This is a genomic window from Vibrio sp. 10N.261.45.E2 (assembly GCF_002875705.1).
In the GTDB taxonomy this organism is placed as follows: Bacteria; Pseudomonadota; Gammaproteobacteria; order Enterobacterales; family Vibrionaceae; genus Vibrio.
In genome coordinates this window covers 17454-36048 of the sequence record NZ_MCZZ01000014.1, presented here as the reverse complement: position 1 = coordinate 36048, position 18595 = coordinate 17454, and the positions used below count along the sequence as shown (strand labels likewise).

The following is an 18595-nucleotide window of genomic DNA, read 5'->3' as shown; positions in this document are numbered from 1 at the left end:
CCAATGCCAGCGTCATTGATTCCGCAACAAATAATAGAAGATGCTTGTGAGTGGGCGATCATGCACGGTGTCGCGTTTCGTCAGTCAGACAATACCGCGAAGCATTGCCCTTTTAGCCTTGCACCAATGAGTATTGAGCGTGAGGTTTTTGAACACCTGTTGAAGGTGACGCCGCTGATCACCAAGCTCATCAATAATGTTTCTGAAGATCATGAATTTCTACAGTCATCGCTGAGCGACATGGCTAAAGCCGATCCGTTCTTTGGCCGCCTGATGGAGTTGCACCAACAAGCACACGGCTTTGCGGGTGAACGCTTGAATCCTGCTCGACAACCTTTGTTGTTGATGCGTACTGATTTCATGGATGATCGCCAACACGAGGCAAAAGTGATTGAGTTTAATGGCATTGCTGCAGGAATGGCGCCTTTTGGTCAACGTGGAACAGAATTCCACTCATTCATGCAGAACCAATGGCCAAACGTTTATAACAATTGGTTGGAAGACTCGTCTGCAACACCGGCTGAAAACCAAGGGTTAACGCAGTTGGCGTATGGTATCGCTAATGCTGCAAGGCAAGTGAAAGCCGACTTTAATGAGCAAGATAAGCCGGTGTTCTTGATGGTAGTGCAGAAAAATGAAGACAACGTATATGACCAACATTTACTTGAAGTTGAGCTGCAAAAGCAGGGTGTTCGCACGGTTCGTCGTACCTTTGAACAATTGAGCTGTCAGCTTTCTACGGGTGAGAATCAGCGCTTGTTACTGCAAGATGTCGGTGCTGTCGACGTGGTATACCTAAGAGCAGGTTATCAGTATTCAGATTACTGGATGCCTGAGCTTAATGAATCGGTTTGTTGCCATACCCTTAGCCAGACTCGCTTATTTATGGAACAGCACCATGTCGCAATGAACGCGACTATTAGCCAACAGCTAGCAACCAGTAAAACCATGCAAATGCTGTTGACCATAATGCCAGCGCCAGAATACGCACGCTGGGGTTTAACGTTAGAAGAAGCCGAATTGGTGAAAAGTGTCTTGGCCGATATGAAGCCAATCACTGGCGAGTCGATTGAATGGTTTAACTCGCAAGCAGACAAGCAAGAGTGGGTGCTGAAAAACCAAGGTGAGGGCGGCGGCCACTGTGTATTCGGTGACGATATCAGCGAGCAGCTGAGCCAACTTAAACCAGAAGAGTACGACGCATGGGCATTGATGCAGCGCTTGTACCCGCATGAACGTGACGTACCAACCATTGCTGTGCGTGATGCCCAACAAACGCTCGTGACTGATTTAGTCAGTGAAGTCGGCCTATTCACCGCTTACTATCAAGGCGAACCAGTTACCGAACTGGACGGCTATGCGGGCTACTTAATCCGCAGTAAGCCAGCCAGCGAAAACGAAGGCGGGATCCATAGTGGCAAAGGCATTTTAGATTCGTTGGTGTTGATTGATTAATTCAATATCTCTAAATAAAACCAGAACCCACGTTCTGGTTTTTTTGTATCTAAATTAAGTAAAACTAACAGGTTTGGATGACAATAATCACGCCCCCAACTTGGTAAAAGCCAGTGGTGTTTGTCCGGTTTGTTGTTTGAAAAAGGCAATAAACGCGCTGTTAGACGAGAATTCTAACTGGTGCGCCACATCACCGACTTGTCGGTTTTCAGAAAGTAGTTCAATCGCTTTAAACAAGCGCCACTGCTGTCGCCATTCTTGATAGGTCATGCCTGTTTCGGCTTTGAATAATCGAGTAATTGTTTTGGTGCTCGCTCCAACTGATTCAGCCAACGTCGATAAGGCGGGTGCGAGAAAGGAAGCGGTTCGTACTCGTTTACAAAAGCTTTTAAAGCGGCGATCTGTCGGTAGCGGCAAAATGAACGAATGCTGATTGGCGCTGTAAAACTCTTCCCAGAATAGGTTGGCAGTATTGGTAGTTTGCTCAGGGGCAATGTCCCATTCCCAGAAAGCCATCTTATTGATCAGCGCCTTCAAAAGCTCGTTCACTTCCACAATTTCAATGCCCTCTGGGCAGGTGTAAAAACTGCTATCGAAATAGAGCGAGCGATAGGCAACCACATTGGTCATCTGCGCTCGGTGCTTGGTATAGGGCGGGATCCACACGGCTTTGGTCGGCGGTAAAATGCAAAGGGCGTTATCTAAGGTCAAGGTAATGCAGCCTTGCGGGGCGTATAGAAGTTGCCCCTTAACGTGATGATGTATGCCCGAGTCGTGCTGGCCTAGATCTGCGGCAATGCCAATGACAGGTGCAGGTAAGCTGTCTGCATCAAACTCGATGGTTTCATTGATTAATGCCATTTGTCCCAATCTTGTTGTTTTTGGTTTTAATGTTGTTAACGAGCCAAGGTTAGTTTCCTCTAGACTCCTCGTCAAGTTCACTGGTCTTGGAAAAATGATGAAAACAAAACCTTCTTTATGGCAAATGGTGCTGTTGTTGATGTTCCCTCAAATAGCAGAAACCATCTATAGCCCGACTCTGGATTCAATCTCGAAATCCTTTGATGTCAGTTACACACAAGCCGCTCAAACTCTTTCTATTTACTTCTCGGCCTTTGCGTTAGGTGTGGTGGTATGGGGCGTGTTAGCGGACAAATGGGGACGTCGTCCAACCATGTTATTAGGGTTGGGGTTATTCGCCTGTTCAGCACTCATTGCCATGCAAACCGACAGCTTTACGTGGTTGATGATAGCAAGAGCTATGGGCGCTTTCGGACTTGCGGTTGGTTCTGTCGTCACTCAAACCATGTTGCGAGATGCCTTTAGCGGCACCGAGTTAGCTAAGGTGTTCGGTTACATGGGAATGGGGTTGTCGATTAGCCCGATTATCGGACTGCTTCTTGGTGGGCAATTAAGCCAAGCAGGCGGACATCAATATGTGTTTATTGCCTTGTTTATTATGGCATTAGCGTTGTTGGTACATAGCCTATGGTCGCTGCCTGAAACACAACAATCTAAACAGCCTTTGCAGTTAAAGTCACTCAGTATCCGCATGATTAAAGACGGCAGTATTTGGTTATCAGCTCTGCTTGTTGCGTCATTCAATATTGCGTTGTTTTCGTATTATCAACTGGGTTCATTTACCTTCTTACAGCTTGGATTCAGCGTTGAGCAGTTTGGCTACAGCGGCGTTGTACTTGGACTTGGAACGCTGTTTGGAAGCTTAGTGAACAAGACATTATTGAAGCGCCAAGTGTCATCTATCTCTTTGATTAGCTTAGCGGCAGGGCTGCAAACACTTGGTGCTGTGGGTGTCTATTTCTCACAACACACAATCTGGTTCTTGCTTCCTATGATGCTGGTGGTTATGGCGTTTGGCATTGCGATTCCTAATGTGTTGAGCTGCGCATTAGTTAGTTACCAATCGCAGGCAGGAAGTGCTGGTGCACTGTTTGGTTTGATGTATTACACCTTGATTGGTTCGGGGCTCGCTTTAGCGGGAATGATTCAAAATCTAGGCGTGGTGTTGGTACTTTGTGGTGCATTATCTGTGTTGGTGACGATACGTAGCCGACTCTAGCTGAAGCCGTAAGTTTTTCATCTCTATCGATAAATCCCGCATCTTATTGGGTGCGGGATTTTCATTTTATTGATTCGTAAATTTGGATATTGACATGGGTAGAGTGATCGTTCTACCTTGTAAGTAGAACAATCATTCTACCCATTATCAGGTATTAAGAGAGCACTATGTTGAGAGAACAGATTGCAGCAAGTCTTGAGGTGGCGTTTAGCCAACAGGGTTTTGCTGAGCCGAGCGTTGCACAGCTGAAAACCGCGTGCGATGTGAGCCTGAGAACCCTGTATAAACACTTCCCTTCAAAAGAAGCGATGATTGTTGGCGCATTAGAATACCGACACCAACGTTATCTCGACTTCTTACTGGAAGCGTCGCCAGAGGCTGGATTGGAATCTGTCACTCATATTTTCAACAAGCTTCAACAATGGTTAGAAGAGTATGCGCCGCATGGGTGCATGTCGATGAATGCGATTGCGGCGTTCCCTGATAATGAGCTTATCAACCAAGCGGTTACGCAGCATAAAGAACAAGTTCGTTTGCTTATCGGCAAGCAGAGCCTGCGAGATGATCTCGCGACACCACTGTTTTTACTTCATGAAGGCGTATCAAGCGCGTGGCCAGTATTAGGCGAAGAAGCGGTAGCATCAGCACAGAATATGGTTACAAAATTACTCAAGGAAACAATATGAATTTCGAGATACCAAAAACAATGAAAGGCGCAGAGATGTTAGGGCACGGCGGCGCAGAAATGCTGGGCTACCGCGAAGATATCTCTGTTCCTCAAATTGAACCTACTGAAGTGCTGATCAAGGTGATGGCAGCAGGCGTTAACAATACCGATATCAACACACGAATCGGCTGGTACTCAAAAAGCGACGATTCAGATGACGCAAGTTGGTCGGGTGAAGCATTAAAGTTCCCTCGTATCCAAGGTGCAGATGTATGTGGTTTCATCGTGGCCGTCGGCAACGAAGTCTCTGTTGATCGTATTGGTGAGCGTGTTCTAATCGAACCTTGTTTAACGGAAGTGTACGGACGAGATCTGCCACAGCCATGGTATTTCGGTTCTGAGTGTGATGGTGGTTTTGCTGAATATACCAAAGTAGCAGCAAAGCACGCTTATGCGGTGAACAGCACTATGTCGGATATTGAGCTGGCGTCTTTCCCATGTTCGTACTCAACAGCAGAGAACATGCTGACTCGCGCGAATGTGGCTGAAGGTGACCGCGTGCTTATCTCTGGCGCATCAGGTGGTGTGGGCTCGGCGGCGATTCAGCTGGCGAAAGCTCGTGGTGCTTATGTGATTGCGATTACTAGCCCAAGCAAAAACCAACAGCTACTTGAACTGGGCGCGGACGAAGTGATTGCTCGAGATGCTGATCTAATCAAAGCGCTAGGTGAAAGTAGCGTTAATGTCGTGATCGATTTAGTAGCTGGCGAAAAGTGGCCTGAATTTCTTGAAGTCCTAAAACCGCATGGTCGTTATGCTGTATCTGGTGCGATTGGTGGTGCAATGGTTGATTTGGATGTTCGTACTCTCTATCTGAAAGACCTGAGCTTTTTTGGCTGCACGGTTTTAGAACCACAAGTATTCCAAAACTTGGTTAACCGCATCGAGAAACAGCAGATCGTTGCGATTGTGGCGGAGTCTTTCCCATTGGCTGATATCCATACGGCACAAGACGAATTCTTGAAGAAAAAGCACGTCGGTAAGATCGTGCTGGAAGTGGCTAAGCGCTAGTTTTAGTTAGCGTTACAATTCAAATCTATGGAAGAGCGAACAAGTGTTATTTGTTCGCTCTTTTGTTTCTGGCGAGACTGGAGGCTTTGTCCTAGCAAGCTGTGAGTAACATATCCTATACAGCTGAAGAATTGATGATTCATTTATCACTGTATGGTTTATGAGTGGCCTGTGCGATAATCACCGACGTTATATATCCCGACCTATCTTGTATTCATCTAGGAGCCGTATTGATGTTTAAAAGGGTATTACAGGCACTATTTTCCCCTTTCGTTGCTAATCAAAGTAACTCTTCAAAAAGTGTCTCCCAACCAACTGTTTCTGAAAGAGAAAACCTTACAGCAGGGCAAGGAAAAGCCACGGTAAAGTCTTCAATCTTTGTTCCGCCGTCGTCAGCTAAGCCATCATCACTCATTATCGATAGAACGATAAGCCTTCACGATGGTGAGTTTCTTGATTATCTGTTTGGAGAATCACGCCTTCGAACAGAGTCTGACCCGTTTAGTGAGTTTGTGGCCTGCCAAATCGAACGCTTGATTCGCTCTCCAAAAGCGCTGCTTAATGAGTTGCCAGTGATGCCTGCCTCTGTGACCACTTTAATGGCCGAATTACAGAGCGACGAGTTTGATGTCGACGCATTGTTAAGAGTGATTGAGCGCGAGCCAAGCATGGCAGCTGATGTGATCAAATTGGCTAACAGCGCCTTCTACAAACGAAGCGAAAAACAAGTTACCGACTTAAAAACCGCGTTTCTAAACATGGGCTCACAAGGGCTAATCGAAGGTGTGGTGAATTCTTATATGAAGAACTTCACGCCGGGCAATAACATTTATTGGCGTCATTTTGGTGAGAAGATTTGGAATCACAGCATTCAAACCGCCTCTTTTTCTAAGGAGTTGATGAAAGATTCTTCATCCGAAGAAGAGCAAGCCGCTGCGTACTTTGTTGGGTTAATTCGTAATTTAGGCAAGATGATCATTTTCCAAATGATGGTCGAAGCCTTCAAGCATGTTGATCCCTCTATTCCGCCTAATTCGTTAGCATTGAAGCGCTTGATGAACAGCTACTCTATTCGTTTGACTTACACCGTTGCTAAGTTCTGGGAGTTACCAGAATCAGTGTTAACCGTGATTGGTTATCAAGAGTCGAGCCGATACCAGTGCACACCGCTCGGCCAAGCTGTATTTGAGGCTAACTATCTGAGTGAGCTGCAATATTTATTGGAAAAGCAGACGATTGATACTGAGCAGTTTAAATCTCGATGCAAAGAAACACTGATGTCGCCAGCGGCATTCAAAGTGGTCAACCGTATCTATAAAGAGTCTGAATTAGCATTAGCTGGGTAAGCTAACGCCTTAAAGCCTCAAGATCCAGAAGTTGGGGATTAGTCGCGTTTACTCTCGATTTTGTTTATTGGGAGTCAATTTCAAATGGTCTTACGAATCAGTAAGACCATTTTTTTGTATCGCCTTGAAGGTACATTAGCCCCCGATTTCTTTACTATTGGCAGGGAAGTGTTAAAGATAAGTCGCAGTGCCTAATGACTTATCTCTGTTAAGAATCGAATCAAATATGGCTAATCCACAGCTTGTCGAGTTCGCACCAACCGAAACCATTTACCTGCGCGCCGTGTATCTTTTCAGAAACCTCTAAGTTGAACGCCTCTTGCTTGAGTTCAACCACAATCCCAGTTTCATTTAGCCAATGTTTCAGTGCCAACAGTGCGCCCATCGCTAACTCAAAGTTTGGCTGGTTTCTTATTAAGTCCAACCCTTGTTCGATTGTCTTTAGCATTTCAGCAGGCAGCGTTAAGTTCTCAAACGGGAAGCGAGTGAAAAAGCTTAACCACGAAGTGAAGAGATCGTTCTCATCAATAATGCTGCAAAGTGCGACGTCTTTGGTGGATAGGTAGTGCCCATATTTCACGTTGGTTTTGTGGTCGTCGAGCGCTGACACCTGCTCGAAAAGGGATTGGCATTCAGAGGTGTCTTCAACGGTGAACTCTCGAGCTGTTGAAGACAACATCGGACTTTGAATTTTAAAGAAGATTGAGCTGCAATTGTGTAGAGCTGCACCGCTTGCTCTATTCACTGTGACCGTCTTTTCGGGTAGTTTCACGCACACCTGATTTTGAGCGCAAGCTTTACTCTGTGCCCATTCTGGATAGACCCACAACTCGACTCGGTTGAGAATAGGCGTGCTGTGTGAATAGGTGTTATTGCGGCTTAATCTCAACATTTTGCTTGAGAAAATGTCCAATGAGAACGCACCCGATCCAATCAGCCTATCGTCTGATGTGTGTTCAAATATCGAAGCTTCGGCTCTGCCGAGTAGACGTGGTAAATGCCAATCTGGTTGATTCAGTTTCACGACGACCACATTGCCTGTCGAAACAGAAACCTCATCAATATGCTGATAGCAGCGACGCCATATTTTGCTTTGGGAGAGCGAGTTAAGGTTGTGTGCTATGTCTTGAGGTTCGAGTGATCGGCCGTCATGAAAGTGAACATCATTACGAACTTGAAAGTGCCACTGTGTAGCATCTTCATTAGACTGCCAATGATAAGCCAAATCACCACTCAGCTTTCCTTGTTGAACGGAGGTCAGGCGTTGGCAAATCTGCATCACTAAGAAACGTTCGGTGCGCCTGAGTATACGCTGAGGGTGCAGAGCTTCGAGTTCTCGGTGAAAAGGGATATACGCGATATTCTGCGCCGACGAATTAGTACTGCTTAGAAAGGCTTGTAACTCAGCGCCAGCATTACGACCATTGAAGCTCAAGGTGCTAAACACCTGTTCGATGTTGCCTGCATCTGCTTGAGTTTGTGCATATTGGTAACATGCCTCAATCGGCTCAACTAGACACGTGAGTTGTGCTTTCTTGCTTCGGCCTGAGCTAGCTTGCCACTCAATCCAACCCTGTGCTGTCATCGCTTTAAGTAAGGTTTGAACGTGACGTTCACTCACGTGCAGCAGTGTCGCCAGTTGGTTGACCTGACAGTGTGATACTCCAGGCCCAAAAGCCTGAAAGATCTTTTCATACAGTTCAAGCTTGCGCTTAAGGTTAGCCAATTTGTTTTTCCTAACGACGAGGTTGCGTTAAATGCTGATAGCCAGCGTCAATGAGTGCTTTTTCCATCGTATCGAGAACTTGAGCGGTTATCTCTGAGCTTAGGATATTGGACTCGGTTTTTCCTTGAAGGAGTAACTCTGAAAAGTGGTCGATTTCAAACTCGAACCCATTCCCCGTCACTCGGTAGTTGATGGTCGACTTCTGCCCTTGATGTTCAATCTCGATAAAGGCTGGGTTCCACCATTTTTCGTGAACGACGATCTTGGTATCGGGCCCACTCAATTGTGCTGAGCGGGGAAGATCCTGCACTGTTGATGCCGATATTTTAGCCTTCATATCACCAGAGAATGTAAAGCACGCCTCGGTATCAACATTCGCTTCTTCATACAGGCATGTGATTTCCACTTGAGGATTTGAAGGTTTCACGCCGAGTGTGCGGCATAGATCGTAGAAGAACCAAAGCCCATAAACACCAACATCGAGCGTTGCTCCTCCTGACAAATCCGGATTGAAGATAAACAAATCGGGTTCATAATCGTGGTAGTTACCAAAACTGGCTTCGATAGAATCTATCTGAATGTTGTTGTCGACTAAGAATGATTTGAGTTCACGATACGCGGGAAACACCACGGTTTTCATCGCTTCTAACAGCATCACGCCATTTTGTTTCGCGAGGGCTTTCATCTCAAGCCATTCTGCAAGGTTGGTGAAAGCTGGCTTCTCGACTAATACGTGCTTGTGGTTCTTTAGAAACAGCTCGGTGAGAGGCTGGTGGTATGGGTGAACGGTAGCTATGTAAACCGCTTCAACATTTGGGTCATTCGCCATCTCCTCATAAGAGCCGTAAGCTTTATCGCAACCAAATTTGTTGGCGAACGTGTCTGCACGCGAGTGATCTCTTGCAGCAACAGCATAAAGCTCACCGTGCAAACAGTGCTCTGTGACTGCGCTTGCGAATCTATTAGCGATATTGCCTAGCCCTGCGATACCCCATTTAATTTTGCGTTGCGTGTTGCTCATCCGTTGCTCCAAATCGTTGTTTTGTATCAGTGTACTCAGAGACGCCACAAACAAATAGAGAACAGATTTCTCAACCTGTTCTCTATTTGTTTTTATTCTAGTCGAAGTGCTGGATTAGTTCTGTATGGCGCGTTTCCAATCGGCTAGGGCTTGAATGTGTTTTGGCCCGATCCCACAACAGCCACCGATAATATTTGCGCCCAGTGCGTGCCAGCGTTTAGCGTAAGCTAAGTAACCTTGACCATCCAGCTCACGCATCTCTTGAAGCATGTCGTTGGCTTTATGTTCGCTGTTGATCGGTGCAAAGTTATTGGCGTAAACACCAATGTCTAAGTTGCAGCCTAGCTCATCGATCACTTTCTTAGCATCGATAATGGCTTGATCCATCACTTCAGGCACCGAGCAGTTAAACATAATACCTTGCGCGTTCGATTGGCAGGCAAGTTTGACCGCGTCTGTTACGCTCTCACCAGAACGAATGTAGGCAGAATCAGCCTTGGTATCTTCCAAACTAAAAGCGTAGTAACACGGCTTATTAGACTGCTTAAGAACCGCATGGATTGATTTGAATTCTTGCAGGCTACAGAGCGTTTCCGCTATCCAAAGATCGATGTTTGGGTCTTGTGCATCGTAAAGGGTTTGAATAATTGGCGCTGCTTCTTCTACCTTGAACAAGTCCGGTCGGTAACTGCCAAATGGCGGTGGAATCGCGCCTGCTACTTTCACGGTATGAGAAGCATTGTCAGCAACCGCTTTAGCCAGTTCACCAGACAGTGCTGCTAGTTCAAAACCACGCTGTTCAAACAGCTCTTCACCCAAGTGAAAAGGTACACAGGCATAGCTATTGGTGATCAGGATTTCAGCACCTGCGTCGACAAAGTTTTGATGCGCTTGGCTAACAAAATCGGGTGCTTCAATCAGCGCTTGAGCACTCCAAAGCGGTTGAGAAAATGGCGCGCCAATTTCTTTGAGTTCTCGGCCCATGCCACCATCAAGTATGGTTAGTGTTTTCATATTCAATACTATCTAAACAATTGCTGAAGTTCTGCCGTCACCATATCAGACAACCTTGTCAGACAGAAGCCATCAAGACCAGGTTCAACTATCGATGAGCGAGTTTCGTTATAGGTCGTCTAGCGGGCTAGTCGTGCCGCTAAAGTGTTGCCCAAGAACGTGAGTGTATATCTGAGTTGTCTTAACATCACTGTGCCCCAGTAGTTCTTGAACCGTTCTGATATCGGAGCCTGATTTTAGAAGTTGCTTAATAAATTGATTGTCCTGCGACGATAGCCCCGCATCGTCATATGTTCGCAAATTGCCTCCATGAATTGACTCGCCATATATCCCCCTCACAAAATCTGTACATCTAGACAGTTTATTGATTGTTGAATAATTAATGACTTAAAAAAGAGTGGTTTTTAACTCAGATTGAACACGAATCTAACGAGGGTTTGCATTTAAATTGTTGATTAATAAATGAATGTTTGGGTGGTTAAAAATGATAACGAGCGTTATATAGGCGGTAACGTGTGCTTGCACGTTTTCACACTTAATGTTTAGACCCACTTCTATATTAAATGCATAACATTCAGTTGGTTATAAGCGACCTTTTTGATATGTTAAGCGGTTGGATTTGTGCTTGCACGATATTAAAATGTTATAGCGATTGAAGAACAATTTTCGGCGAGGTTCAGAGTGTATGTCCTGTGATTATGAGTATTTAGTAGCGTCATTTAAGGCATTTTGTATATTTGGAGGGCTTTTTTTGGCAGCCTACCTAGCGTATAGAGTTGTTCGTTTGATGTTAGTTAAACTGTATGTATACCAAAGCCTAACTTCTCGTACGAGGTCTGATATTGATAAAGTTATTGAATTGTCAGAAAAAATCACTGTCCATGGTCGACCATCTGAAAACCATTTGCTGTTGTTGAATAGTGTGATTAGGAATAGAGACAATTTAGATCAAATGAAAAGTGCTGTCGCTCTATTTGAATTGGCATTGTTCGCCTACAAACCGTCTATTGATGATTCATCCAATATATTAGAGCTTATTCGTTTACTGGAGCATTTTAGAAAAGAAGCAACAACCCAGAAAAAGAGTTTCTATGAAACCAATCAGGCAAAATCTATAGCTGCGTCATACTTACTAGTTTCTAGGCACTTGCTACTTTCTAAAACATCGCTATAACAAACGTTTAAGACGGATTCCCAACGCTCGGCATTTTCGATTTGATTCATCTTTAGTGTTTACGGCACAATGGTTTAGGTGGGTGGTCTGCGTTGCTCACCATTTAACGCGGCGTTGTTCCCCAGAAGAATTAATCAATCCGTAGGGAATTTTTGTTTCTGGTGGAGTACACGTATAATTCGGGTGATATCGCCCTCGACCCAGTAAGAGACAATCATCGAAATCTCAGGAATAATGAGTAATCGTCCGCGGACGCCATCTCGTTGTACACCCATTAAAGGTTGTTCAAGCAAGCTTTCTACTTTTGCTTCAATGAGGTTGTCGGTTTTTTCTGCCGCATCAGGGTTGAAGTCATAGAGAAACTCGAAGATCTTTTCACGATCATTAAGTGACTCTTCTTCCCATAAAATCATTGCTTGCCTCGATTACGGATTCTGGCTTTGCGCTCTTCCATTCGAGATTTAGCAGTTTGGTGCTCAACGAAAACGGACTTTCCTGAGTCAAACTTCTCAAATGCTAGGTTTACTTGTTCAGTTAGCCATGCATCGTGAGATAATGTTTTTCTTTGTTGTTCAGCGAGTTGCTCAGTAAGTTCACGGCATGCGTCACTCAGAGTGCGACCTTGGCTTTCAGCCATTTGTTGAGCTAGGCGTTTTGTTTCTTCATCAACACGAAATTGAATTCTAGTGTCCATGATTTGTTCCTTTGTTAGTGTGTGTACAAATGTTAGCACTAGGCTTTGAGATGGGCAACTAACAAACGACTATGGCATCAATAACTAACATGTGGCGCTGTTTCTATCCCACATAGCCTTGTCTATCATAAACCGTTGCGGAATGTTAAATGGTAGGTCACCACAATCTGTAGAGGAAAAGTGCATTGAAGTTAACGAATAAACTCGTGCGTTACCCGCACATTGATGTTGATCGTGCGTTTGAAAAAGAAGCTGAGTTATTGCAGCAAATACAGGCGGGTGAGATTGGACAAGCCTTAATGCTGTGGCAAGCAAAAACGCCAACACTTGTTTTGCCCGCAGGTAAAAAGTGGCCAGTTACGACGGAGTCTAGAAAGCAACTTGCGGCACAAGGCTGGCAACTCACCTCGCGTAAAACCGGTGGCGCTCCCGTTCCCCAACTACCGGGTGTTATTAACCTGTCGCATATTTATCATTGGCCTTCTGACGAAGCGTATAATATTCAAAAAGCCTATCTGCATTTATGCGATGTTTTAACTCAATTTTTCAGAGAGTTAGGCGTTGATGTTGATGTGCACGCAACCCCAGGTTCTTATTGCGATGGCGATTACAATCTCAACATCAACAAGCAAAAAATAGTGGGTACGGCTCAACGCGTTTTGCTTAAACGAGGGGGCGGTCAAATCGTACTTTCGCAAGCCTGTATCTTGTTAGACGCTGACTTAGAGAATATCGTTGCGCCTGTGAATTTTTACAATCAAGTTTGCGACAACCCGACCGCAGTAGATCCGCACGTTCATACTCCGTTGTCTGCGCATGTGATACCCTTGCCCAACGTAGATTCACTCTTTCAGCAGCTAAGTCAAGCTTTCATCAAGTACGCGTAATACTATGCACTGCCAGAATTAGATGGGGGTGATGTGCAATTTTTCTTCTAGCAACTGGTCAAGCACTTCCACTAATTTACGGTTTTTAGCGTGATTCAATGCATCGGAGTGTGGGTTTTTGAATAACCCCGAATCATTATCAAAATACTTTCCTGATGCGTTGGCAAACTCATCAGACAGTGCTGCTCGACATAAAATATCAGCACCAATTCCTAAGTCATTGCCATCTAAACCATAAGCATCCTTGACCAATTTACTACCAAGAAATGAAGCTGGATTGACGGGAATTATAGATGGACCGTTAGACCCGAGTTGATGAGCTAAGTTGATAGACCACATCGTCAGCGCGAGCTTACTTTGCGCGTAAACTGGACCATCTAATTCGCCTGCGTTTGAACTCGTCATAATATCAAGATCTACTGAGGCCTGTGCTGCTGAAGATAAGTTGACGATGCGACCAGAGGCATCAAAAAGAGGGAGTAGTATTTGCGTGAGTAGATAAGGGGCGATGGTGTTAACGACGAATCGAACGTCTAAGTTCTCTGCAGTGGTAATCTCGGATACCTTATAGACCCCAGCATTGTTGATCAGTACATCAAGTTGTAGGTGCTTGTCTCTGATTTGTTGTGCGAGAGTCTTCACTTCAGCGAGAGAAGAAAAGTCTGCGATATAACTGTCGATCACCGCATTTTTACACAGTCTAGATAGTCCCGTTTTAACCTTGTTCAACTTCGCAGGGTTGCGTCCATGGATCAGGATATGGTGGCCTTGTTGAGCCAACATCCTTGCCGTTTCTAAACCAATACCATCTGTCGCACCTGTGATCAGGATTGTTTTGTGCATCTTTCTTCCTTTGAAACATTACCCGTGTAACTTTTATAACAAAGATTCGGTGCGCAAAATTCATACTAGTTCACATGATAGGAGGAGCAACGGTCAGAAAACGTGCTGTAAATGAGAATTATGACAATACTGAGTCGGATAGGGTGGCCGGATATTATACTGCAATTTTTCTAAAGCTTTTGGGAGTGGTTTGTAATGGAAAGCTTTAGCCTGCTGGTGGATTACTCTTGCAAGAAAAAGCCTCAACTAAATTCATTAGTTGAGGCTTGGTCGTTAGTAGCCTTGTGTCAGCCAATGTTGGCTTTGTTTGACGTTGTTATTTTTTAGAGATTAATGAGCGTGTACCGCTGAATCTTGGTATAGCTCTGCATCAACTTCTTCGCCTTTGTTTGGACGCGGTACAATCTCAAAAGAGGTGTCAGCTTCTGTCAGTGAAGACAGCAGTTTGTTAAGTGATGATTTGTCACCTTTCACGCCTGCTTGTCCGTCTTCTAGCAGTTTTCCAAGGCTTGTTTTCTTAAGCACGATATCAGACACGTCAGACTTATTGATGATCAGTGTTGTATCCGCATCTTGCAGCTCTGATACTTGGATGTTGTTCAGGTTGCCGTTAGACATCTCAACGTAGTAGAACTCTTTCACGTCGGGCAGCTGAATGTTCATGGTAAAAGGCGTGTCTTGCGCCTTCAATGAATCCACTTTTACTGCTAAGTAATCCAGCAGGTTTTCGATGGTCATATTCGCCAATACATCCGGAGATGCAGTCTTTGGTGCGCCCGGTTGTGTGCCAATACGAAGCTCTTGAGCGCCCGTTAGATAGATGTTTCTCCAACCAGCACCTTCTGACTGATAACCCAACTGCTCGTAAGTATCAGCCAATAAGCCACGTGCAACTTTGTTCTCTGGTTCTGCTTGAATCACCTTATTCAATGCTGTTGCAACGAAGCGGTATTCACCTTCTTGGAAGTCTTGCTGCGCTTTTTCAATCACAGCGTCGCTGCCGCCCATGTACTCAACAAACTTCACTGACTCTGGCTTGATTGGTAATGGGTTTAGGTTAGCTGGATTCATGTCGAAGTAGCCAAGGTACATGTTGTACACAGCGCGAGCATTATGAGAGTAAGTACCGTGGTAACCGTTGGTGTGCCAAGACTGTTGAATGCTGTCTGGCATTACCTTGTAAATCTCGTCACCGATGTCTTGCAAAACCACACCGTTGTTGGCTAAGCGAAGCGTTTGGTTATGAGTAAACCCGTAAGCGTCACGCTGCATTTTTAGGTAATCAGAAATCTCTTGTTCACCCCAGATTGGGGCTGAGTGAGACGCAAACAGCACCTCTGTTTCTTCGCCCCAAGTGACCAACATCTCGTTGATTTTTTTAGACCATTTCAAACCATCACGTACTTTTGCGCCACGTAGTGTGTATAGGTTATGCATACCTTGGTAGGTCAGTTCGCCCGTCCAAAGTGCTTTCATGCTAGGAATGTAGGTGACCATCTCTGATGCTGCTTCGGTGCCTGATGCATCCATGAATTGCATTTCTAGGCCATCGATAACCAGAGTTTCAATCTCTTCGTTATGGTTTAGCTCGTAGTCTGGCAGTACGTAAGTAATGCTACCTGTTGATAGGCCTTTTGACAGTGCCGCATCAACTATACCGTGCTGGTGTCGGTTCAGCGTTGCGCCGTATTGATAAGCGGTACGACGAGACATTGCGTTACCCGCCAATACGTTTTCATCGACAATTTCTTTAGTGATGTTCTTTGAGCCATACACTTTAACATCTGGGTACGCGTCTTTAATTGCGCGAGCACCACCGAAGTGATCGGCGTGTGAGTGCGAATAGATCATCGCAACGATTGGAAGTTCACCGCCCTCAGGCACATTGTTCTTGAAGAATTTAAGTGATTTAGCGGCCGCTTCTTTGGTGAGAAGAACGTCGTAGGCGATCCAACCGTTGTCACTACGAATGAAAGAGATAGACGCTAAATCCGCGCCTCGAACTTGGTATACTTTACCCGGAACAACTTCATATAAGCCTTCTGCCGCTTGGTTCAATACCGCCTGGCGCCACAATGAAGGGTTTACCGAGTCAGGTGCTTGGTCAGCGTTCGTCACACTTGGGTCTATGAAGTTAAAGCTATTGCGAATGATGTCGCCCGTTTCTTGGTCAAAGCTAGCAATTAGACCTTTGTTGTTATTGTCGAAAGCACGAGTGTCGGCAAAGTTAAGTGTTTTTGCGAACTCTTGATTTGCTTGCGTGGTCATCTCGGTTGCGCCTTTGCCACCTTGATCGCCAATTTCGCTGAAGTGTGCGTGGTCATGGTTTGCAGCAACCGCTGGGAATGCGAGCGAAATAGCTAGGAACAGTGATGCGTTTTTGAACGTGCGTGAAGTTGTCATAAGAGCCTCTTCAATTCGGGATTTTGTTTCGTTGAGGCGATTATAGGTTTAAGACATATAGCAAAAAATAAAGTAAACTTTATTTAACACATCACAAACGGTTATGTGTTGTATGCTTAAAAGTAGCAGATTGAAGCACAAAGCTTGTCGCATACCCAATGCGAGTGCACCTAAACATGGAGAGTGACCGTGAGTGATGTTGAAAAGTTAGATCTAAATTTACTGAGCGTATTTTTGGAAGTGTATCGACTGCAGTCGATCACCTTAGCCTCTGAATCGCTTGGTATGACTCAGCCCGGGGTGAGTGGGGCATTGAAGCGACTCCAATCTCAGCTTGATACTGACCTGTTTATTCGTGAAGGGCGCGGCATTACTCCGACTAACGCAGCGGTGCAATTAGCAAATCGAGTTGAGCCAGCATTAGAAGGCATAACGAGTGCCGTCAGCACTTTAAAGCAGTTTGATAATCAGCAGCATCATGTGTTTCGAATTTTGGTGAATGAGATAGGTTTAACCAAGCTTCAACCCCTTGTTGAGCAAGATGAAACACTGGGAAATATCTCAATTGAGTTCAATATGGTGCCGAACAACGAAGAAGATCTTCTTCAGAGTTTAAGCATGCAGCAAGCCGACTTAGCGATCGATATCCACTATCCGCAAGTTAATGGCTATATGACTCAGCCTGTGATTGAAGATGAACTAGTGCTTATTGCCCGGAAAGGTCACCCTAGAATCGATGGCTCGATAACACAAGAGCAGTATTATGACGAAAAGCACATCACTTTTCGGATGCGTCGAACTCGCTTGTACACTGCAGAATACTTCACTAAATCGCCACTCAAGCAAAGGAAAGTGAGTGCAGAGTGTGACTCGCTGATGACTATGTGTGTGCTGGTATCGGGCTCAGATTGTGTTGGCAGCACGTCGCGTGATTTTGCCAATCAATTTTCCGAACCCTTCCAGCTTCAAGTCCTTGATCAACCTTTTGAAATCTTGCCGATGCAGCAGTACATGATTTGGCATAAGAGAACCGATTTAAACCCAGCTCATCAGTGGTTGAGAAACAAAATTCAACAATATATGACTGACTAACGGTTTCTATTGGTTAACCTGTATCTGAGCAGCTTTCTATCGTCATTCAAACATATATTGCTGAAGTGCTAAGCATTGGTTGCAGTTCGACTAACGAGCCGCTCTTGCTGCTCGTTTTTGTTTGACGCTCTCTATTATCTTAGAAGGCGTCATACCGGTCACTAACATGGTGCCGGAAATAACAAGAACTGATCCGAAAATGGTGTTAAGGCCAATTGCTTCGCCTAAGAACAGGTTGCCCCACAAGATGCCAAAAACAGGAATCAAGAAGGTGACAGATAGAGCCGAAGGTGCTCCCAATTCAGAAACGAGATTGAAGTAAAGCAAGTAAGCAAGCCCTGTACATACAGCGCCTAATAAGATCACCGATGTGGTGATGGTTAGATCCGGAGCCTCTCTCATCGGAATGAAAAAGACGGACGGCAACACGATCAATACCGCAGCCCACATACTGCCATGAGCATTATTGAATGCCTCAACTTTAGGTGCTTGTTTGGTATAGTTCGAGGCGATTCCGTAACTAAAGGCCGCCATTACCGCCGCAAAGATAGGAAGTACAGCCTCACGGCCAATGTTCATCGCATCCCAACCGACTAACACGCCAACTCCCGTTACTCCAATTCCAAGCCCTAATAGAACTCTCGCCTCGAGTGCTGTTTTTGTCCATATCGCACCAATGATTGCTGCCCATATTGGCGCGGTAGAGTTCAAGATAGCGAGTGTCGAGGCATTGAGTGTCTGCGCGGCATAAGCGAAAAACAAAAAAGGAAGCGCGGTATTGAACAAGCCAAGAATGAAAAAGTGTTTCGCATGGGCATTAAAATATAGCTTCCTTTTCAGATAAAAAGAAACCAAGAGTAGAGTGACGGCAGCGCACAGAACTCGCGCTTCAATCAACACCGCTGGACCCAATGGATTGGCAGCAATTCTCATGAACAGAAACGAACCGCCCCATATCGCAGCGAGAGTTATTAATTTTAGAAAGTTCACGGCGTATATCTCAGAATGTGTAAAACCCGACTATGGAGGAAAGATAACTATTACACAAACATAGATACCAATACTGTACAGTTATGGACATAAGATAGAGCCCGTTAAATAGGAACGGTTTCGATGAATTTC

The 18595-nt window shown here is 45.1% G+C and carries 17 protein-coding genes and 1 pseudogene; 8 read left to right on the top strand and 10 right to left on the bottom strand.

Annotated features, from left to right (window positions below; translation table 11 throughout):
- The first annotated feature begins 3 nt into the window (after positions 1-3).
- Positions 4-1455 (top strand): glutathione synthase, encoded by a 1452-nt coding sequence (locus BCT34_RS00745; protein ID WP_102300473.1) that lies wholly within the window; start codon positions 4-6, stop codon positions 1453-1455.
- A gap of 87 nt (positions 1456-1542) precedes the next feature.
- On the opposite strand, the gene BCT34_RS00740 is transcribed toward BCT34_RS00745, so the two are convergent.
- Complete coding sequence (locus BCT34_RS00740; RefSeq protein WP_076651567.1) at positions 1543-2316, bottom strand: helix-turn-helix transcriptional regulator; 774 nt, start codon at positions 2314-2316, stop codon at positions 1543-1545.
- A gap of 97 nt (positions 2317-2413) precedes the next feature.
- Here BCT34_RS00740 and BCT34_RS00735 point away from each other — a divergent pair, with 97 nt between their 5' ends.
- From BCT34_RS00735 to BCT34_RS00720, 4 genes are all read left to right on the top strand, one after another.
- Entirely contained in the window at positions 2414-3535 is a 1122-nt protein-coding gene (locus BCT34_RS00735; RefSeq protein ID WP_076651568.1) for a multidrug effflux MFS transporter, read from the top strand.
- Between the two features lie 167 nt (positions 3536-3702).
- A complete protein-coding gene (locus BCT34_RS00730; protein ID WP_076651569.1) occupies positions 3703-4221 on the top strand; it encodes a TetR/AcrR family transcriptional regulator in 519 nt (172 codons plus the stop codon).
- Positions 4218-5273: an alcohol dehydrogenase family protein gene (locus BCT34_RS00725; protein ID WP_076651570.1), complete on the top strand. Its 1056-nt coding sequence runs from the start codon at positions 4218-4220 to the stop codon at positions 5271-5273. Before BCT34_RS00730 ends, BCT34_RS00725 begins: the two co-directional genes overlap by 4 nt.
- 233 nt (positions 5274-5506) lie before the next feature.
- A complete protein-coding gene (locus BCT34_RS00720) occupies positions 5507-6619 on the top strand; it encodes an HDOD domain-containing protein (protein WP_076651571.1) in 1113 nt (370 codons plus the stop codon).
- Positions 6620-6839: 220 nt separating this feature from the next.
- Here the strand turns inward: BCT34_RS00720 and BCT34_RS00715 are convergent, their stop codons facing one another.
- The 4 genes and pseudogenes from BCT34_RS00715 to BCT34_RS24165 form a co-directional block, all read right to left on the bottom strand.
- The gene (locus tag BCT34_RS00715; RefSeq protein WP_076651572.1) at positions 6840-8345 is read right to left on the bottom strand and encodes an SgrR family transcriptional regulator; all 1506 of its coding nucleotides are present in this window, start codon (positions 8343-8345) and stop codon (positions 6840-6842) included.
- Positions 8346-8355: 10 nt separating this feature from the next.
- On the bottom strand, positions 8356-9366 hold the full coding sequence (locus tag BCT34_RS00710) for a Gfo/Idh/MocA family oxidoreductase (protein ID WP_076651573.1): 1011 nt from the start codon (positions 9364-9366) through the stop codon (positions 8356-8358).
- 114 nt (positions 9367-9480) lie between these two features.
- Positions 9481-10380, bottom strand: coding sequence for a homocysteine S-methyltransferase family protein (locus tag BCT34_RS00705; RefSeq protein WP_076651574.1), 900 nt, complete (start codon positions 10378-10380; stop codon positions 9481-9483).
- A gap of 108 nt (positions 10381-10488) precedes the next feature.
- Positions 10489-10623: pseudogene (locus tag BCT34_RS24165) on the bottom strand (tyrosine-type recombinase/integrase); the annotation flags it as partial.
- A gap of 442 nt (positions 10624-11065) precedes the next feature.
- Here BCT34_RS24165 and BCT34_RS00695 point away from each other — a divergent pair.
- The gene (locus BCT34_RS00695) at positions 11066-11554 is read left to right on the top strand and encodes a hypothetical protein (protein ID WP_102305273.1); all 489 of its coding nucleotides are present in this window, start codon (positions 11066-11068) and stop codon (positions 11552-11554) included.
- A gap of 134 nt (positions 11555-11688) precedes the next feature.
- Here the strand turns inward: BCT34_RS00695 and BCT34_RS00690 are convergent, their stop codons facing one another.
- Together BCT34_RS00690 and BCT34_RS00685 are read right to left on the bottom strand one after the other, a co-directional pair.
- Positions 11689-11967: a type II toxin-antitoxin system RelE/ParE family toxin gene (locus BCT34_RS00690; RefSeq protein ID WP_076651577.1), complete on the bottom strand. Its 279-nt coding sequence runs from the start codon at positions 11965-11967 to the stop codon at positions 11689-11691.
- Positions 11964-12248, bottom strand: a complete 285-nt coding sequence (locus BCT34_RS00685) for a type II toxin-antitoxin system RelB/DinJ family antitoxin (protein ID WP_005398409.1) — start codon at positions 12246-12248, stop codon at positions 11964-11966. The genes BCT34_RS00690 and BCT34_RS00685 overlap by 4 nt, the downstream gene beginning before the upstream one ends.
- Positions 12249-12433: 185 nt before the next feature.
- On the opposite strand from BCT34_RS00685, the gene BCT34_RS00680 reads away from it, so the two are divergent.
- Positions 12434-13135 (top strand): lipoate--protein ligase, encoded by a 702-nt coding sequence (locus tag BCT34_RS00680; RefSeq protein ID WP_076651578.1) that lies wholly within the window; start codon positions 12434-12436, stop codon positions 13133-13135.
- 18 nt (positions 13136-13153) lie between these two features.
- Here the strand turns inward: BCT34_RS00680 and BCT34_RS00675 are convergent, their stop codons facing one another.
- Positions 13154-13978, bottom strand: a complete 825-nt coding sequence (locus BCT34_RS00675) for an SDR family NAD(P)-dependent oxidoreductase (RefSeq protein ID WP_076651579.1) — start codon at positions 13976-13978, stop codon at positions 13154-13156.
- Positions 13979-14308: 330 nt separating this feature from the next.
- Complete coding sequence (locus BCT34_RS00670) at positions 14309-16381, bottom strand: alkyl sulfatase dimerization domain-containing protein (RefSeq protein WP_076651580.1); 2073 nt, start codon at positions 16379-16381, stop codon at positions 14309-14311.
- A 189-nt stretch (positions 16382-16570) separates the two neighbouring features.
- Here BCT34_RS00670 and BCT34_RS00665 point away from each other — a divergent pair, with 189 nt between their 5' ends.
- Positions 16571-17473 carry a LysR family transcriptional regulator gene (locus tag BCT34_RS00665; RefSeq protein WP_076651581.1) on the top strand — a complete coding sequence of 301 codons (903 nt, stop codon included), beginning with the start codon at positions 16571-16573 and terminating at the stop codon, positions 17471-17473.
- A gap of 90 nt (positions 17474-17563) precedes the next feature.
- On the opposite strand, the gene BCT34_RS00660 is transcribed toward BCT34_RS00665, so the two are convergent.
- The gene (locus tag BCT34_RS00660; protein ID WP_241902759.1) at positions 17564-18406 is read right to left on the bottom strand and encodes a DMT family transporter; all 843 of its coding nucleotides are present in this window, start codon (positions 18404-18406) and stop codon (positions 17564-17566) included.
- Positions 18407-18595 lie beyond the last annotated feature (189 nt).